The sequence below is a fragment of the Erythrobacter sp. genome, assembly GCF_030066995.1.
Taxonomy (GTDB): domain Bacteria; phylum Pseudomonadota; class Alphaproteobacteria; order Sphingomonadales; family Sphingomonadaceae; genus Erythrobacter.
This window is the reverse complement of the sequence record NZ_JASJAP010000004.1, coordinates 257,590-272,675: the sequence shown is the minus strand read 5'-3', so window position 1 is coordinate 272,675 and position 15,086 is coordinate 257,590. Positions and strand designations below refer to the sequence as shown.

11 protein-coding genes are annotated in these 15,086 nt (G+C 62.1%); 3 read left to right on the top strand and 8 right to left on the bottom strand.

Features of this window, described 5'->3' with window-relative positions; genetic code table 11:
• Positions 1 to 35 precede the first annotated feature (35 nt).
• Positions 36 to 3,404 (top strand): autotransporter domain-containing protein, encoded by a 3,369-nt coding sequence (locus QNI87_RS11380; RefSeq protein ID WP_300596537.1) that lies wholly within the window; start codon positions 36 to 38, stop codon positions 3,402 to 3,404.
• Positions 3,405 to 3,889: 485 nt separating this feature from the next.
• Here the strand turns inward: QNI87_RS11380 and QNI87_RS11375 are convergent, their stop codons facing one another.
• From QNI87_RS11375 to QNI87_RS11345, 7 genes are all read right to left on the bottom strand, one after another.
• Positions 3,890 to 4,210, bottom strand: coding sequence for a hypothetical protein (locus tag QNI87_RS11375; protein ID WP_300596535.1), 321 nt, complete (start codon positions 4,208 to 4,210; stop codon positions 3,890 to 3,892).
• Positions 4,207 to 4,449 (bottom strand): hypothetical protein, encoded by a 243-nt coding sequence (locus tag QNI87_RS11370; RefSeq protein WP_300596533.1) that lies wholly within the window; start codon positions 4,447 to 4,449, stop codon positions 4,207 to 4,209. Before QNI87_RS11370 ends, QNI87_RS11375 begins: the two co-directional genes overlap by 4 nt.
• Positions 4,446 to 5,393, bottom strand: a complete 948-nt coding sequence (locus QNI87_RS11365) for an RHS repeat-associated core domain-containing protein (RefSeq protein ID WP_300596531.1) — start codon at positions 5,391 to 5,393, stop codon at positions 4,446 to 4,448. Before QNI87_RS11365 ends, QNI87_RS11370 begins: the two co-directional genes overlap by 4 nt.
• Positions 5,394 to 5,573: 180 nt before the next feature.
• Positions 5,574 to 6,728 (bottom strand): HlyD family efflux transporter periplasmic adaptor subunit, encoded by a 1,155-nt coding sequence (locus QNI87_RS11360; RefSeq protein ID WP_300596529.1) that lies wholly within the window; start codon positions 6,726 to 6,728, stop codon positions 5,574 to 5,576.
• Complete coding sequence (locus QNI87_RS11355) at positions 6,725 to 8,857, bottom strand: ATP-binding cassette domain-containing protein (protein ID WP_300596527.1); 2,133 nt, start codon at positions 8,855 to 8,857, stop codon at positions 6,725 to 6,727. Before QNI87_RS11355 ends, QNI87_RS11360 begins: the two co-directional genes overlap by 4 nt.
• 11 nt (positions 8,858 to 8,868) lie before the next feature.
• Entirely contained in the window at positions 8,869 to 10,230 is a 1,362-nt protein-coding gene (locus tag QNI87_RS11350; protein WP_300596525.1) for a TolC family protein, read from the bottom strand.
• Between the two features lie 219 nt (positions 10,231 to 10,449).
• Positions 10,450 to 11,517 carry a CDP-alcohol phosphatidyltransferase family protein gene (locus QNI87_RS11345; RefSeq protein ID WP_300596523.1) on the bottom strand — a complete coding sequence of 356 codons (1,068 nt, stop codon included), beginning with the start codon at positions 11,515 to 11,517 and terminating at the stop codon, positions 10,450 to 10,452.
• Between the two features lie 226 nt (positions 11,518 to 11,743).
• Here QNI87_RS11345 and QNI87_RS11340 point away from each other — a divergent pair, with 226 nt between their 5' ends.
• Complete coding sequence (locus QNI87_RS11340) at positions 11,744 to 12,529, top strand: CDP-alcohol phosphatidyltransferase family protein (protein WP_300596521.1); 786 nt, start codon at positions 11,744 to 11,746, stop codon at positions 12,527 to 12,529.
• On the opposite strand, the gene QNI87_RS11335 is transcribed toward QNI87_RS11340, so the two are convergent.
• A complete protein-coding gene (locus tag QNI87_RS11335) occupies positions 12,502 to 13,665 on the bottom strand; it encodes a glycosyltransferase family 1 protein (RefSeq protein ID WP_366146184.1) in 1,164 nt (387 codons plus the stop codon). The genes QNI87_RS11340 and QNI87_RS11335 overlap by 28 nt on opposite strands.
• A gap of 283 nt (positions 13,666 to 13,948) precedes the next feature.
• Here QNI87_RS11335 and QNI87_RS11330 point away from each other — a divergent pair, with 283 nt between their 5' ends.
• The gene (locus QNI87_RS11330) at positions 13,949 to 15,049 is read left to right on the top strand and encodes an inositol-3-phosphate synthase (RefSeq protein WP_300596518.1); all 1,101 of its coding nucleotides are present in this window, start codon (positions 13,949 to 13,951) and stop codon (positions 15,047 to 15,049) included.
• Positions 15,050 to 15,086 lie beyond the last annotated feature (37 nt).

Genomic DNA, 15,086 nt, shown 5'->3' with positions numbered 1-15,086 from the left:
TTCCAAAGGTTAGGGGTAGCCTAAGGGGAAAACTTATGAAGATGGTGCGTTATCTGACGAGCGTAGGTCTCGTCGGCTTGGCTGGTGGGCTTTTTTCGGCTCCTCTCAGCGCTTCGGGGACTCAAGACGATGAAGTCGAACCGGTTTCACTTCAGGCGCAAGGCACGTTTCAAGGCTTTACGATAGAGACGCGCAGCGCGACGAGCGTCACGCCAGACTTGTCTCAGTTGCCCGACTTTACCAATCGGCGAACCCTGGAAGCCGCACCTGTTTCGCCGACGCCTGAGATTATCGCGCGCGACGATGTCGGCCTTGGTGGATCGGTTGACGTCAACGACACGCAGCCTTCGGTTGTGCAGCTGTTCATTCAGGACAACCTGACCGGCGGCGTGTTCTTCAATTGCACCGGCACCGTCATCAACCCGCGCACTGTGCTGACTGCTGCGCACTGCCTCAACGACGTTTCCTCGGAAAGTTATGGCACGCCCGGCTCTGCCGACAGCGCGGTCCTTGTGGCGAGCGGGGTCGACACCAGCGTGCGCCTGTTTGAATACCTCGGCACCGGAGCCGGATACAATGAAGGCGGCGTAGCGACGAGCACGGATGTTGTTATCCATCCGTCCGCCAATATCGATGATGGCGGCCTGCCCTTCCCATGGGCGGACCTTGCCTTCGTTGCTTTGGATGCGCCGATAACGGATGTGCCATCCATGCCCATCTTGTTGACGCCTCTTGATGAGCTCACGCACGTGATCCAGGTCGGCTACGGGAGCTTTGGAACGGCGGAAACGGGCGATGTTGACATCGGCTTTCTCCGCCGCGTCGGTGAAAATATGCTCGGCGCTCAGGCGTCTCTAGCGGACCTGAATGACGCGATTTTCCCGGATTTTGCGCCCACGGCAACCAATTTTGGTTCGACCTCGCAGGTCTATCACTTCACCGATTTCGACAACCCCTTCCGGACACCGGAAGAACAGGCGGGCTGCGAATTCGATGGCTCGGGCATCTCGTGCGAATCGTTCGACGCCGTACGAGCGATCGACTGGTTCGATGGCGACGCCTTACCGAACGAAGTCGGCACCGCAGGCGGAGACAGCGGCTCTCCGCTCATTGCCGATGAGCTTGGCGGTCCGCCCGTCGTCACCGGAGTCTTGAGCGGCGGGGTGAGCTTTTTCGATATCGGCAACACCTACAGCGATATCAGCTTCTACAACCCGCTGTTCCCGTTCTTTGAGTTCATCACTGAGAACACGCCATACAAATACGTGTCGGCCAAGCGCGGATCGGGCAATTGGTCCGATCCCGATCACTGGACTCAGGACCTCGATCCCGGCTTCTTGGTCGATGACGGCACGGGCACGCTGGTGAACGGCATACCCGAAGGCGAAGAGGAAGGCGTCTTTGCAACCGGGCCGAATGTGGGCACCATTCTGGGTCAGGACGTCGCTGAGTTCGAGGAAGTCAACTCAATTGTCCTGCCGCCGGAAGGCACCCCGAACTTTGGCTCCGAGCTGCCGGAAAGTTCTGCGCTGCTCGGGCCCGGTTCGACCGGTTTTGTGCCCAACAACACCGACGGCACGCCCGGCGTTTCTTTTGAGGCTCCCGCGCAGTATTTTGACGTGATCCTCAATCGCGCGGGCCGCACCACGGTCGATATGGATGTCGAAATCGACCGGCTGACGCTTGATAGCCGACAAGCGACCTTCCGTTTGCCTGACGAGTACACCTTCACGAGCATCATCGGTTATGAACAGTATAACGGTCGGGCTCAGATCGACGGACAGTTCAACGCCGGTCTGGTCGCGCTGTACGGGGGTACACTCGAGGGCACGGGCACGATCACGAGCGACGCTGTGTTCAATCTCAGCGCAGCGATATCGCCCGCCGGCGATATCTTCTCGGGCACGCTGACCATCGATGGCGATTACATCCAGGCTAGCGAAGGCGCGCTTATCGTAAACGCGCGGTTTGTTGATCGCGGCCGTATCACGACCGATCTCTTGCAGGTCACGGGCGATGCGAGCCTTGCAGGGGGGCTGATCGTTTCTGCTCGCGGGCGCCTGCGGTTTGGAGACGAGTTCACCGTGCTCAGCGCGAACTCGATCCTTGGCGAGTTTGACGACACCTTGCTCGTCACACGCTCGCCCCTGCTGTTCGCTGAATCGCGCGTTGATGGAGGTAATGTGCTCGTAGAAGTTCAGGCGCTGCGTATGGGCGACCTGTTCCAGAGCGACCGCAATCTGAGGTCGATCGGCGAAGCGCTCGACACCTTGCGCTTCGACGGAAGCTACAACGATTTCGCCGGCCTGTTTAACGTGATTGACAACGCCAGCGTGGACTCGCTCATCCCGACCCTGAGCGCACTCACGCCGACCAGCGCCTTCAGCCAATCGATGATCGCCAACAGCTTCTCGCAACGTTTCACCGGGCAGATCTCGCAGCGCACGCTGTCGTTGCGAGGCGGCAATCGGGGCGCGGCGGGCTTCTCCTCGGCTGGCGGCGCTATGGCTGGTATCGCTCAAACCGGGGGAGGCGAGGCAAGCCCGCTCGGCTTCTTCGGCACTGTAAGCGGTCAGTTTCTGGTGAGCGCCGAAGATCGCAACTCGGGCGTCAACGCGCTTGAGGAATCGGCCTTCATTCAGGCGGGCGAACTGACGCTGGGCGCGGATATGCGCATGTCCGAGGATCTCACCATCGGATTTGCCGTAACCAACATCCGCAACGGCGCGGCGCTCAACGGTCTACGACAACGCGCCGATGACACCAGCCTTTCGGGCGCGGTCTACGCCGCGATGCACAAAGGTCAGGCGTTCACGGATGTCTATTTCGGTTTCTCGCGCCAGAACTTCGGTATGGAGCGGGCCAGCCAGGGCGATTTCAGCTTTGCCTTCGACAGCGTGACCGGCTCGGCCGACGGCTCGCAGACGTTTGGCGGCGTGCGGCTCGGCTACGCCTTCAGCATTCTGCCGGGGCTCGAAGCCGGACCGGTGGCGAGCGTCGATTACATCCGCAACGATTTGGGCGGGTATTCCGAGTTTGGCGCGGGCGAATTCGGTCTGACTGTCCTTGACCGCTCGCTCACCTCGGTCGGCTCCAAGGCGGGCATGATGGCCTCTTTCGACACGACGGTGGCGCGGCGTTGGCAACTGAGCGCCTTTGGGTCTGCGGCCTACGCGCACGAATTGGCCGACACCGAGGACGTGGTCACCGCCACGCTGCGCGATGCGCCGGACGTGCCGTTCTCAATCGTCAATCAGCTTGATCCGAACTGGGTCTCTCTGACAGCGGGCGTCGACCTTGCGCTGAACCGCAGCTTCAGCGTCAGCCTCAGCGGCCAGTCGGATCTGGGACGCGGGGTTCTGACCAATAACGAGGCGAGAATGAGCCTGAACTGGCGCTTCTAAAGCCCCTTGGCACGAACGATAGCAGGCCTCGCGAAGTGTTTGGCTTCGCGGGGCCCGTTTGCGTCGATCTCTGGCAAACGCCCTCAAAGATGCGCGGTTTGTCGCCGATGTGACCCGTCCTTTCGCATCGACGGTGATGGTCGAGTTGTAATAGGTGCCCGGAGCCACACCGGAGGCCGAGAGCGTCGTCGTGGTGCCGCCGGAGGTCGTAACATCGCCTGTGAGGTCGCCGCCGGTGACACTGGTGGGACTGCCGAAAACCGCGATCTCGCCTGTGTCGGGCGCGCCTTCATGGGTGACGGTGTCGTCGAGCGCGGTGTCGACGCAGGCCGCGACGGCGTTGAAATTGTCCATCACTTCGCTCGCGTCGGCGACCTGGCCGTTGGCGAGCGTGTTGGGGACGGTGCATTGCTGGGTCTGGGCGCTGGCCGGAACAGCAAAGCCAAGAGCCAGCAAAGCGATCGTCAGAGCCTTTTTCATATCCTTCACTCCGTTCTGGTGTGCCTAAATCGGCCGATCCAAGGCGCGCGGGCAGCGTCCGGACGAACCTGCGCCTTCACGGCGCTGGCCGAGGCGCCGTGTTGTCCTCGCTGCGCTCGTTCCGCTCCGCTTCCGGCCACCTCGCGGCCCCCAAAAACAGAGAGCGCGTCGGTGACAAACCGCCGCGTGCCCGTCGGTTTATCGACCCGCACGCGGTCGCTCATGCCGTTATAGGTGTAGCTCTGCGCGCCGATATTGGTGCGGTCATAGGTGGCGAGGCGGCCATCCCTATCAAAAGCTACGGCGACCGGACTCGCTGACATCATTGAAGCCCATCTAAATTTTTGAAAGCTTTTTTAAAGCCCGTGATAATATCTTGGACTTCTTCAAGAGTACCCTTAACCTCTTCAAAGTCTCCGGCCTCTAAATGAACTGAAATACTATTTAAAAGACTCGATATGTTATTCAGGTTATCATATTGTATTACGATACCGGGTTGCTGCCTCTCTGGCAGTTGGACCAAAACTGCATTTGTATATCCACCTAGTCTTTTTATATTATTCATCTTTTTGGCCTTGGATGAAAGGGAATATTCGGGCGGTTCGTATCAACGGGCTCATTAAAAACATCAATGCCACTGTCGCCACGTGGCCCTACCTCACCACCTGCACGACCTCTTGGTAATTGCCTTTTGGCCTTTTGTCTTAGTCGGCTTGTAGCTCCTGAGGCACCAAGAATGTAATCAAAGTCAGACCATTTGTTTGCGCTACCGGCAGCCCTACTTCCGACAACATTGACGGTTACGCCATAGCGATCAGCAAAACGCTGGATAACTCGTGCCTCGTCGTCCGTAAGAGAGCCAAGATTTCTCTTTGCCTTAGCAGCTCTGCCAATTGGATGAGTAGTCGCCGCGCCCAAGAGAATGGCTGCACCAACCTCCCAAGCGTTGAAACAGTAGAGAGGCACTCCAAACCTGTGAGCATTGGCGGCCTCCAGAGCATCGCCAGCTTGTCTGATCAGGATCATATGACCTGACATCACCAAATCATCAGCGGTAGATTTCAATCCCAGTGGATCGATCAGATTGACTGGGTCCGAATTCGCATAGATGTACGGATTCACGTCCCCCATCAGCCCAATCGGGTCCGCCTGGATGTACCGCCCCGTTAGCGGATCGTAATCGCGCGCGCGGTTGTAGTAGAGGTCGCTCAGCACTTCGCTTTGGCCGGGGAAGCCGGGGCGCAGGAAGTCGCCCGAGGGCGTCACCACCTGGCCTTGTGCGTTGGTCGTCACCACCGGCACGCCGAGGTGGTTGCCGTGCACCCAGTAGAGCTCAAGCTGGCTCGAGGAATTCTCCGCCACCAGCGCGAGCGGCGCGTAGCCCGCAATATGGTCACCGCCGCCATAGGGCGAGTTGTCGCTCGCCGCCGGCGGCAGCGCCCAGATAAACTCGGCCTTCACATCGCTCGCCGAGGCGCCGTGTTGTCCTCGCTGCGCTCGTTCAGCCACGCATCGAGCCATCACCCGGCCCCAGAACACCCCCCGACCCGGCTGCAATCGCCGTTTAGGACACCGCTATCGCTCGGGCGCGGGCCACGCGGACCGCGCTGCAATCGATTACATGACGCCGGAGCTTGTCGGGTAAGGAAAGGAGGGGCGCCCTTTTTGGCTGCGCACCTGCCAACGGGCCTACTGCTCTTGCAGACTGTCCGAGAAGGTCTTCAGGATCGGCTTGGTCAGATAGGTCCACACGGTCGATTCCCCGGTGAGTATTTCCGACGTTGCGGTCATGCCCGGCTGAAGGTTGATCCGATCGCGTCCGGGCACTTCGCGCATTGGGGCGGTGTCGACCTCCAGATTGACGCGGTAGTACGTTTCGCTCGAGCCGTCCTGCGCCTGCTCGGTCAGCGTGTCGGGGCTGATGAACACCACTGTCCCATCGGCCGAACCGTAGATCGCGCTGTCATAAGCGTCGAAATTCACACGCGCGCGTTGGCCGGACTTCACGAACGCGATGTCGCGCGGCGGCACGCGCGATTCGACGATTAGCTTTTCCCCGACCGGGACGATCTGCAGCACTTCTTCGCCTGCGCGCACCACCCCGCCAATCGTGGTGAAACGCACATTCTTGACGATCCCGGCTGTTGGCGCGCGCAGCGTGGCGGCCGCGAGGTTGTCCTCGGCCCGCGCGAGGATCTCGCGCGCAGCGGCCAGCTCCTCGTCGGTCTGCGCAAACTCGGTCTGAAGATCGCGGGTGTATTCCGAGCGCAGATTGGAGATACGCCCTTGGGTTTCCACGACCGAGCGCTGCATCCGGATAATCTCCGAGCGCGCGACGTCGCCGGTTTCCAGCAAAGGAAGGCTAAGCTCCAGTTCCTGGCGCTGAAGGTCCGCCAGATCGCCCAGCGTGCGCAGCTCATCAGCAAGCGCCGCGCGGCGGCGCCGGAACAACTGGCGCTGATTGGCGATGAACTCTTCATAGCCTTCAATCGAGGGCGGGAAGGTCAGCGCGCGATCGTACAATTCGGCGTTGATGCGGGCCATGCGGCTTTCGAGCGCGGCCACCTTGACGCGGGCTTCGCGAAGGGCGGCTTCGAGTTGCACCGTGTCAAGCTCCACCAACAACTGACCTTCGGACACCTCTTCGCCTTCGCGCACCGCGATCCCCGAGATTGCTCCGTCCCGTTCGCTTTGAACGATCTGGATGCGGGAGAATGGCACCACACGGCCCGGCGCGCGCGTCACCTGGTCAAGTTCGGCCCAATGCGCCCAGCCGATGAAGCCCGTGACAAACAGGCCGATCGTGATGATGATCAGCGAAGCGGGCCGGGTCAGACGGCTCACCGACCACCTCGGGAGCGTATCTGTGTGGTGATTGTCCTGGCGGCGGAGGTGGAGGCGGAGGCGGAGGGCGCACCCGCTCCGTCGCGACGTTCTCGCACCTTGCGCAGGAATTGCTCGGCGCTCTGATCGCTGATGACCGCGCCGCGCGCAATCACCACCACGCGGGTGAACCGAGCCAGCAAGTCAACCTTGTGCGTCGCCATGACGAGCGTATCGCTCTCGCCAAGCGCACTCTCTAGATAGTCGAGCGCCAGTTTTTCGCTGGCAAGGTCTAGCGCGGCGGTGGGCTCGTCGAGGAGCCACACCCTGGGGCGTTGGTGAAGAAGGCGGTTGAGGCCGACAAGCGCGCGCTGCCCGCCGGAAAGCCCCGTGCCGCCTTCCTGAACGAGCGCGTCGAGACCCGGCTGGCGCTCGCCAAAGAGCGACTCTAGTCCGGTCGCGCGCGCCGTTTTGGTCAGCGTGTCGTCGGAAACATGGGCGAGCCCCATGCAGAGCGCTTCGCGCAAGGTGCCGGTGACAAGCCGACTGGACTGCGAGAGGTAGCCGATACGGCGCCGGATGACGTCTTCAGCGAGATGCGCCAGATTATAGCCCGCTAGCGACACCGCGCCACTTTGCGGCGCGTAGAGCCCCGCCGCGACCTTGAGCAGGGTTGATTTGCCCGCCCCCACGCCGCCGACAATCGCAATCCGTTCACCCGGGGCAAACGCCAACCGATCAATGTCGAGCGCGGGCGCGCCCTGATCGTAGGCGTAGGATACATCCTTGAGGACCAGGGGGCCGTCGAGATCGGCCGGGCGCAAGGCGGCGCTCGCCGCTGTCCGCTCGACCGGGTGCTGCATCAACGCATCGAGCGCCTTGAGTGAGGATCGCGCGTAGCCCCATTGAACGATGAGGGCCGGCAATTGTGCAATCAGCGGTCCGTTGATGCGCCCCACGATAATCGAACAGGCGAGCAAACCGCCCGTCGTGATCCGCCCGGTCGCAGCGAGATAGGCGCCGTAGCCCATGACCGCGACGTAGCTCGCCTGCTGGAGGCTGGAGAACAGCGACCCGGACACCGCCGAAGCGCGCTTCACGGGGTCTTCGTAGTGATGGATCTCGCGGATCAGCTTGTTCCAGCGCCCGATCATCTGCCATGCGCCCAGATTGGCCTTGATCGTTTCGGAGGCGTCGAGCATCTCGACCAGCAATCCGTTCTTCTGGTTGCCCGTCACCTGCGCGCGCTCGGCGCCCTTGCGGATGATCGACGCGAACGCGAAGGCCATGAGCATGGCAATCGGCAGGCTGACGATCGGCACCAGCGCGACGCTGCCACCGATCCCTGCGATGACTGCGATGAACAAGAGGGCGAAGGGAAGGTCGGCAAAGACGAACAGCGAGCTTGCCGACATGACCTGCCGGATCTGTTCCTGCCCCTGTATCTGCGCGGCCATCGTCCCGATCCCCTTGGGCCGCGCGTCCAGTCGGATCGCTTGCGCGCGCGCAAAGAAGAACTCGGACACTTCCTTGTCGATGTTCTGCGCCTCGGTCTCGATCAGCATGGCCCTGAGGCTTCGCAAGGCCAGATCGAGCAGCAACGCAAAGACAACACCCACCGTCAGCACGATCAGGGTCTCAAAGCTCGCAAGCGGGATGACCCGGTCGTAGAGCTGCATCGCGTAGAGCGAAGTCGCAAGCGTCAGGATATTGGCAAAGACGGTCGCCAGCCCGGCGACTATCAGCACACGGCTGCGCCGCTTGATTGCTTTAGCAAAGACGCCGAATGCGCTGGGTTCACCCTCACGCAAGGGGTCCGGAATAGTGAGCGCGAAACCGCTTTGGCTCTCGGACCAGGACAGGGGCTGCGCCTCTCCGATGACGGCGAGCTCGTTCTCCCCGATCCACTGCCGCGCGACCAGCCAGCCGCGATCCGGATCGTGGAGCAGAAGCGGCAACTGATCGGGCTGCGGGCGCCCCTCCACTTGCATTGGAGCATCCCAGCTCATGGCGGTGCGCAGCGTCTCGAGCGCGTCCACGCCTGCGGGCCAATCGCACTCGCCAAGATCCGCGCTCCAGGCCGGGGGCAGGGTCACGTCGCGCGCGCGGGCGTAGGTCTCGACTGCGGTTGTGAGGTCGCAAGGGGCCATCGGATACACTCTCAAACGCCTTCCGGGCGCCAACGGCATGACAAGGCAAGTATGCGCGCCGCGCTGCCCGCCACGCCCACGCTCGCGTCGCTTTGCGACACGGCGGCGACCACCTTTTCGCGCGCGGCGTTGAGGACGTCGAGCCAGCTTCGTCGCCCAGCCACGAATTGGCGCTCATAGCTCTCGACCAGCGCGCTCGAGGCTTCCAGAGCGATCCGTCCCGCTGCTTCGCGTCGCTGGCTTGCGCGAAGGTTGACATATTCGGTGTTGAGACGGGTGCGCGTCTCACGGTCGGCCTGACCCAAAAGCGCGATCGCCTGTCCTACGCGGGCCTCGGCGCTGTTTGTTGCGGCGAATTGTGAAAGGCCGTTGCCGCTCTGCCAGCGCAGCACCAGAGCAGCGCGCGCGCCAGTCAGTTCGTTCTGCGACAATTGCAGCAAGAGTCGCGGGAAAAGATCGCTGCGCGTCACGCGGACGTTAGCGTCGGCGAGATCGACCTCGGCGCGGAGCCGGTCAAGCGAAGGCGAGCAGCCGAGAGTGTCTTCAAGCGCCAGCGTTTCGACCGGAACCTGAGCGGCCAGATCGCTGGCCGGAAGAACCGGTCTGGGCACCGGCGCGCCGACAAACTCGCGCAGGCGCAGCATGGCGGCGGCGCCTTGCTCCTGCGCGGTTGTCAGATCGACCTCAAGCTGTGTCAGTCGCGACCGGGCAAGCGTGAGGTCGGCGAGCGGTGAGACCTGCTGAGCGACGCGCCGCTCAATCGACGAAACGAGGCCGCGCATCTCCGCCAATCCCTCGTCAAGCACGCGCGCGCGCTGGAAAGCTAGCAAGGCGTCAAAGTAGGAAACGGTGATCGCGAGCATGATATCGTAACGGATTTCGCGCAGAGCCGTCTTGCCCACATCGCGGCTGATCCGAGCGGCGTCGATCGCGCTGTTAATGCCGCCGCCAGCCCAGATCGGCTGCTCAAGCGCCAGATTGACCGCAAGCCCATCGGCATCGGCCGCGTTCGATCCACCCGTGGTCGCCAGGACCTCGGCAGTCAGCGCCGGGTAACGCTGCCAATTGGCGGCTTTGAGGTCGCTGTCGAGCGCGGCCAATTCGGCAAGGCCAGCGAGCACCTGCGGATTCTGCGCCAGCGAGGTTTCGACCGCGGTGACCAGAGGCGCAGGCACTGCGTCCGGCGTATAGTTGAGAGCGGATGGGGAATCGGTATCAACCTCTGGATCGATTGCTGGGCCGTAAGTCTGCGCAACTGCGGAGGAGGCGTTAGCCATCATCGCCGCTGCACACAGCACCACGACGCCAACGCGCGCTGCGTTCAGGACCCGCGTGCGCGCGCGAGAACCGGAAACCGTATGTGAAGCGTTCATGCCGTCGATACCCCACGCCCTCTTGCACTCAGGCGCGGTCGATTACCAGCCTAGAAACGTCCATTTACCAGCCTAGAAACCACTGAGCGCGAGTGTGGGCGCATGGAGGACAAGTCTCGATTATTGGTAAACAATTCGAGCGATCCAGTTAAGCCAGCCAACTGACGCCGCGTTTTCGTTGCCATCAGCCTCGCTTTGTGCGCGTGCGGACAGAGAGGATCAGCGCGGCTTGGCGCTTGTCGTCAGCATGATCAGCGCGACGGCAAACCACACACACACCGCGCCTGCGAAAAGGGCAAGCGCCGCCGGGGCAAGTCCCACCAGAACCAGCGCGGCCAGAACCAACGCGTAGACATCGCGCGAAGCGATCTTGGCGAGCGCGCTGAGAACGGGCGAGGACGCGGTGCGGTCATCGTGCTTGAGCGCGTCGAAACTGAGCCCGCCTCCCGCTCTGACAGAGCGCAGCCCCAGAAGCGTCAGGCCAAATGCCAGCAGGATCATCGCGCCCACGCCCATCTGCCCCGCAACGACATCGCCGCTCAGCCAGAGATTGGCGCTGACCCCGGCGATGAAGGCAAAGTTGGTGAGCGCATCGGTGAGAGTATCCAGCGTCGCCCCCATCTTCGAGCTGCGCTGGGTGGCGCGGGCGATCTCCCCGTCCACACCGTCGACGATCGAGGCGGCCTGAAACAGGATTGCGCCCAGAGCCAGCCCGGTGGCCCCGCCCAAAAACAGGCAGACCGCCATGGCAAGACCCAGAAGACCCGCGGAGAGAGTGGCGTGGATGGGGCGGACCCATGCGACCTTCAGGGCGTGATAGGAAAGAAACTTCGATACGGGGCGATTGAGAAAGCGCGAGACGAAGCCGTCGGTCGGTTTGCCGGTTTGCGCCACGATCCGGCGGCTGGCGGTGTCGAGCGCGGCGCGTGTCGCTTGGCTTTCTCGCGCCGCCGCTTCCCGCGCCACGATCCCGAGTGGCCGGGCGAGGGGCGGCTGAACGCCGGTCAGCAGCGAGACCGCGTCGATCGCGGGCCGATCGCTCGGCCCTTGCTGAGTGCTTTCAAGCGTTTCGAATTGGACCGATATCGAGGTAACCAGACGCCGGATTTCCGCCTCGATGCGCTCGGGACGCCTCCAGCCACCAGGCGCTGCCAAGACAACACAGTATCTATTTTTCAATATCTTAGTATCGGCCAATCGCCGGCACACCCGCGCCGCGAGCGGGAGTCCAGCCACTAACGCCGCCGCCGTTTCCTCGCTGTCGAAGACGATGATGGGGTTGACCATTTGTCCCAATTGCGAAAGCGCTTTCCCGCGAATATGCGCGCCGACCGGTGGCGCCCGCAGTAAGTGTCCTCTTGGCACGCTCTAATCAAGGCTGACGCGTCCGATGGCGAGCGCAGACGATCCCTCTTCCGAAACTCGCCAAGCTGAGTCGCCGCTTAGGCCCGACCGTCCCGTTGAACTCGAGGATTGGCTTAACCTTCGCTTGTACCACCCGCTTTCGTGGCGAATGGCGCTCGCGTTCAAGGACACGGTGATAACGCCCAACACCCTTTCGGTCCTGGGCGGCGTCACCGTCATCATCGCCGCGCTGATCTACACTTACACAAGCGGGCCGTTATGGGCGCTGGTCGCGCTCGCTCTTCACATGTCGTGGCATGTCATCGACGGCGCGGATGGCGATCTTGCCCGGCTGACCGGAAGCGCCAGCGAGATGGGAGAGGTGATCGACGGAGTGTGTGATTACGCAAGCCACATCGTGCTCTACAGCCTTCTTGCCTCGGTGATGGCGCGTGACTGGGGCGCGTGGGGCGCAACAGCCATGGTGCTGGCAGGGTTTGCGCGCGCGTTTCAGGCCGTTTTCTACGAGACCCAGCGGCGTCAGTACCTTTTCTGGGTGCACGGCAAGATCTGGCTGCGGGTTTCGAACGAGACGCCTCATGCGCGCCAGGGGCTGTGGCGTGCGCCCGTGCGCGCTTATCTGTGGGTCGGCGAGACATTGGCCACAAACGGACCGCGTCTGGATGACGCGCTGTCGCGGTTGAGCCAAAAGGACCGGGCGCAGGCCAACGCCCTGATGCGCAAGACCGTCCTTCCAGTGGTTCAGCGCCTCTCGATCCTCTCCGCGAACACGCGCACGTTGGTGATTGGCATCGCCATGATCCTGGGCGCCCCGGCGCTGATCATCTTCTTCGAACTCGCGCTGCTTTCGGTGCTGACCCTTGTCTTTATGCGTCGGACGCGCCGGGCCATTGATGAGGTGATCGCTCAGTTGGAGCCAAGGAGCTCTCGATAGATCGCGATATTGGAGCGCGCAAAGTCGATCCAGGAAAGCTCCTGCGCGCGTTCCAGTCCCGCTCGTCTCATTCGGTGGCGCGCCGACTCGGCCTTCCAGACGGTGCGTATAGCTCTGGCAAGCGCCACCGGGTCGCCGGGATCAATCAGAAGCGCTGCGTTGCCCGCCACTTCGGGCATGGCGCTGCGGTCGCTGGTAATCACCGGGCAGCCGCACGCCATCGCTTCGGCGACAGGGTTGCCAAAGCCTTCGCAAAAGGAGGGATGGATGAGCGCGCGGGCGCGCGAATAGAGCTGGATGAGGTCATCCTCGCTCACCGGGCCTGTGAAGACGAGCCGTTCCGCAAGGCCAAGCGAGCGAGCCAGCGATTCTAGCTTGGCTCGGCTCGGCCCTTGCCGCTGCACCAGCACCAGTTTTGCACCAATAAGCGCATCACAGCCCTCTACCGCGCGGGCAAAACCGCGCAGCGCGCCTTCGTGGTTCTTGTAGGGCGCGAACTGGCCGACCACGAGCGCGAACGGCGCGCTGCCAGCCAGGCGGTATCGCGCCAATGTCGCCTCGTCGTGCGGCGCGGGCTTGAACCTTTCGCCTACGCCCGAGAGCGTGACATGGCAGCGCTTGGCAAGAGTGGGTTGGCGCGCGAGGACGGCGCGTCTTGTCGCCTGGCTAATCGCTGCGATTCGGTCCGCGTGGGCGAGCGAACGCCGGATGCCCTGGCCAAAGTACCAGCGCTTGAGCGCAGCGTAAGGCGTCTGATCGCACCATTCTGGATGATCCAGCCACATAAGGTCGTGCAGCGTGACGACGGTCTTGACCGATAGACCGGCGGGCAGCGTGTTGGCCGTCGCGTGAAACACATCGCATCTCTCAAGCGGTGCAAACCGCGGCAAGAACCACATCGACAGCGGGTTGTTCGAACCGATCGTAACGACATGTTCAGTTACGTTTTCCGCCGCCTCGAAACCCTCTGGAGCGTGGGGGTTTTTCAGAAGCAGAAAGTCGAGATCGGGCGCCAGAGCGGGCGCAAATCGAGCCAATGCGCGTGCCAGTTCGGCGATGCCGCTGGGGCGGGCGCCGAGATAACGGCAATCAATGCAGACAGTGGAGATAGCTCGATCCGTGACGTGAAGACCCAAAATCTGTCGGTTTTGTACAAAAACCCAAGAATAGGTCCATTTTCGTGGTCAAAGCGCTGCGTGTTCAGCGCCCGGTGTGGCACTTAGAGTTCAGTTATGCAGAACTTGAGACGACATTTTCTGCCCGCCGCGTTGTTTCTTGAATCAACGCATTAATTCGAGCGCTTGAAAGAGTCGAGGCAGTGCCTGCACGGGAATTAACATTGGGCTCGCTAGCGCGCAGCGCCGCGCGGTCCGTTAATTCAGGGCGATGGCACCGTCGGACATGAAAGGAATCTCGCATATGACGGCAATCAGGATCGCCGTTGTGGGCATTGGCAACTGCGCCAGCTCCCTCGTTCAGGGCGTCGCCCATTATCGTCGTCAACAAAGTTCGACCGGGTTGATCCAGGAATTCGTCGGGGACTACGCCGTCGGCGACATCGACGTCGTACTGGGCATCGATGTTGACGAGCGAAAGGTTGGCCGCCCCCTTGGCGAAGCCATCTTTGCCAAACCCAACAACACAAAAGCGATTGAGTCCGACATGGCGTCGAACGCCGCGCCTGTGATCATGGGAAAGTGCCTCGATGGCGTTTCCGATCACATGCGCGCCGCTGGCGAACGCGGCTTTGTCGTGTGCAACCGGCCCGAGGCGACACAGGAAAGCATCGTTGCCGCGTTGCGCGAGCACGATGTCGACGTGCTAGTTAACTTCCTTCCGGTCGGCTCGCAGGATGCAAGCGAGTTCTACATGAACTGCGCGCTTGAAGCGCGGGTCGGCGTAGTCAATTCGATCCCGGTCTTCATCGCCAGCGATCCCGAATGGGACGCCCGCTTTCGCGAACGCGGCCTGCCGATTGTCGGTGATGACATAAAGGCGCAAGTTGGGGCCACAATCGTGCACCGAATACTGAGCCAGCTATTCGCACTGCGCGGGGTCGGCGTGGATCACACCTACCAGCTCAACACCGGGGGCAACACCGATTTCATCAACATGATGGATCGCTCGCGCATCGATTCGAAGAAGGTGTCAAAGACCGACGCGGTGCAGAGCGCGTTGGCGGCGCGGCTCGAAGATGACGATATCGTCATCGGCCCATCTGAGTACGTGCCCTGGCAAAAGGACAACAAGATCTGCTTCTTGCGTTTGGAAGGGCAGCAATTCGGTGGCATCCCGATGAACCTTGAGCTGCGGCTCTCGGTCGAAGACAGCCCCAACGCGGCGGCATGCGTCGTCGATGCGATCCGATATTGTCGGCTTGCTATGGAGCGCGGGATGGCGGGCGCGTTGACGGCGCCCTCAGCCTTCTATTGCAAGCATCCGCCGGTCCAGATGCCCGAGGAAGAAGCCGAACGGCTGCTGGCCTGGGAGTTCGGTGCGTTTCGGTGCGCGGCTGAGTAAAGCGCAGAGGCGAGGCCGCAGACCACTTAAAACGAGG